The organism is Micromonospora sp., assembly GCF_048594385.1.
GTDB lineage: Bacteria > Actinomycetota > Actinomycetes > Mycobacteriales > Micromonosporaceae > Micromonospora > Micromonospora wenchangensis.
The window spans coordinates 1-3,052 of sequence record NZ_JBMDWU010000629.1 but is presented as its reverse complement, the minus strand read 5'-3'; the positions used below and the strand labels follow the sequence as shown (position 1 = coordinate 3,052).

The 3,052-nt window shown below is 74.1% G+C and carries 2 protein-coding genes; one reads left to right on the top strand and one right to left on the bottom strand.

Annotation, left to right across the window (positions count from 1 at the left end; all coding sequences use genetic code 11):
• The coding region (locus tag ACOJTC_RS32915) for a thioredoxin domain-containing protein (protein ID WP_420119806.1) at nt 1-1,761 on the bottom strand (1,761 nt) is incomplete at its 3' end.
• Nucleotides 1,762-1,896: 135 nt separating this feature from the next.
• Here ACOJTC_RS32915 and ACOJTC_RS32910 point away from each other — a divergent pair.
• On the top strand, nt 1,897-2,931 hold the full coding sequence (locus tag ACOJTC_RS32910) for a phosphatidylinositol-specific phospholipase C domain-containing protein (protein WP_420119805.1): 1,035 nt from the start codon (nt 1,897-1,899) through the stop codon (nt 2,929-2,931).
• Nucleotides 2,932-3,052 lie beyond the last annotated feature (121 nt).

Genomic DNA, 3,052 nt, shown 5'->3' with positions numbered 1-3,052 from the left:
GCCCCCCGCCCGGTCGCGGGGCCCCCCGCCCCCCGCCGCGGCCGCGGGCCGCGCCGCCGCGACCGCCCCCCGCCCCGACGGGGTGGCGTTGTCGGTTGGGTCGGCCGGCCGGGCGACCAGCCGTTCGGCGTCGTCGGCGGTGTCGTAGAACCCGCCGTCGGGCGCGGCGAACCGGGCCAGCGCGACGTCGAGCAGGCCGCCGGCCAGTTCCAGCCAGCGTCCCTCGCCGGTGAGCTGGTGCAGCGCGCAGAACGCCTCGGCCACGCAGCCGTAGTCCTCCAGCACGCCGGCCGGTTCGCCGACGACGCCGTCCCGGGAGGCCCGCCGCAGCCGACCGTCGACCAGGTGCACGTCGGCCAGGTGGGTGGCGGCGTCACGCAGCGCCCCCTCGGCGACGATGGCGATCCCGTCCATCAGGTTGGCGTCCTCGTCGTCGGAGGTCACCCGGATCGCGACGACCTGGAGGAACTCGACGAGCGCGGTGATCGCCAGGCCGTTCCAGGCGGCCACCACCTTGTCGTCGCGGGCCGGTTGGGGGCGGGTGTCCCGGGCGGCCAACAGCCGGCCCACCACGCTGCGCCAACGGTCCCGGATCTGCGGGTCGGCGTCGTCGACGTCCCGGGCCAGCCGCAGCACGCTGGTGCCGGCGGTGCCGTGCCCGGCCGCGTCCGCGCCGCCGTCCGACCCGGCGGCCGGGCGGGGTTCGAAGGTGCCGCCCTCGGTGACGTCGAACAGGTCGGCGGCGAAGCGGCCGTCGTCCTCGCCGAGCACCTCGACGAGCTGCGCCGGGGTCCAGACGTAGGTGAGGCCCTCCACCCCGTCGGTGTCGGCGTCGAGCGCGGAGGCGAAACCCCCGCCGGGGCGGTGCAGTTCGTCGGCGAGGAACCGGGCGGTGTCCCGGGCCACCCGGCGGGCCAGCGGGTCGCCGGTGAGCCGCCACAGCTGGGTGTAGACCCGCAGCAGCAGGGCGTTGTCGTAGAGCATCTTCTCGAAGTGCGGCACCGTCCAGTGGGCGTCCACCGAGTAGCGGGCGAACCCGCCGGCGAGCTGGTCGTGCAGGCCGCCCCGGGCCATCGCCTCGGCGGTGTGCCTGACGATCTCCAGGCTGCGCGCCGAGCCGGTCCGTCGGTGGTGCCGGAGCAGGAACAGCAGGTTCATGTGCGGCGGGAACTTCGGTGCGCCCCCGAAGCCGGCGTTGGTCTCGTCGTACTCGGCGGCGAGCTGGTCGGCGGCGGCGTCGAGGAGCCCGGCGGTGAGCGGGGCGGTGGGGCCGCCAACGGCCTGGGCGCCGCCGATCGCCTCGACCACCGCGGCGCCCTGCCGCAGCACGGCCTCCCGCTGCTCCCGCCACGCGGTGCCGACCGACTCCAGCAGCCTGACGAAGTTGGGCTTCGGGAAGTAGGTGCCGCAGAAGAACGGGGTGCCGTCGGGGGTGGCGAAGACCGTCATCGGCCACCCGCCCTGGCCGGTCATCGCCTGGGTGGCGGTCATGTAGACGGCGTCGACGTCGGGCCGTTCCTCACGGTCCACCTTGACCGCCACGAAGCCGGCGTTGACCAGCGCGCCGACCGTCTCGTCCTCGAACGACTCGTGCGCCATCACGTGGCACCAGTGGCAGGCGGCGTAGCCGACCGAGATGAGCACCGGGACGTCGCGCCGTTTCGCCTCGGCGAACGCCTCGTCGCACCACGGCCACCAGTCGACCGGGTTGTCGGCGTGCTGGAGCAGATACGGCGAGGTGGCCTGGGCGAGTCGGTTCACCCGACGACCCTATCCACCGCCGGGCGCACCCGCCGGGGCAACCGTCCCGCCGGAACCGGGCCTTCCCTCGTTCACATTCATCGTCTTTGATCTGTGCGGGTGCGGTGACCGGCACCGCCCTGCGAGGAGGTATCCATGCGCGGTTCCCGTCTCCTGTCGGCACTCACGTCGGTCGCGGTGGTCGCGGCGGTGTTCAGCACCGCCGCCCCCGCCTCGGCCGCCGTGGACCCCGGCACCCGGGTCTCGGCGACCACCGTGGTCGGCACGCACAACGCGTACGAACGCGGGACGTACACCTATCTGGCGCAGGCGCTCGACGCCCGCCCCGGAATGATCGAGCTGGACGTCTGGCCGGACATCATCACCAAGCAGTGGCGGGTCAGCCACTCCAACCCGCTGGGCAACGACAACAACTGCGTCGCCGCCACCACCCCCGCGCAGCTCTACACCGGCACCCGCAACAAGAACCTGGAGCACTGCCTGGACGACATCCGGCTCTGGTTCGACGCCCACCCCGACGCCGGGCCCCTCCAACTCAAGCTGGAGCTGAAGACCGGCTTCAGCAGCCGTACCGGGCAGGGGCCGGTGCAGCTCGACGCGGTGCTCGCCGCCCGGCTGGGCAGCCGGGTGTTCCGCCCCGCCGACCTGCGCGGCGGGTACGCCACCCTGGATGCCGCCGCCCGCGCGAACGCCTGGCCGACCCGGGGGCAGCTCGCCGGGAAGGTGATCGTGGAGCTGATCCCCGGCACCGTCGAGGAGGGCAACCCCACCGACACCCTCTGGACCGACATCGAGTACGCCCAGCACCTGGCCGGCCTGGCGGCGGCCGGCACCCTCGGTCAGGCGCAGGCGTTCCCGGCGGTGCACCGGGCCCAGTCCGGCGACCCGCGCACCAGGTACGCGGACACCGGCCTGCGCCCGTGGTTCGTCCTGTTCGACGGCGACGCCAGCGCGTACGTCACCGGCGGCATCGACACCTCCTGGTACGACACCAATCACTACCTGCTGGTGATGACCGACGCGCAGAACGTCCCCCCGGCGGTCGGCAACACCGACGTCACGGCTGCCCGCGCCCGTCTCGCCCAGCTCGCCGCCGCCCACGCCAGCGTCGCGTCGGCCGACTGGGCGGCGATGCCGACCGTGGTCGGCGAGGTGGTCTCCCGGGGCTGACCGACCCGCCACGCCCGCCCCGGACCGGCCGGCGTTGCTCACCATGTCGTCGATGTTGCCGGATACCCGGGGCGGGATAACCCCACAACGGCCCCCCGTCGTCGATCAACACCCCCCCACC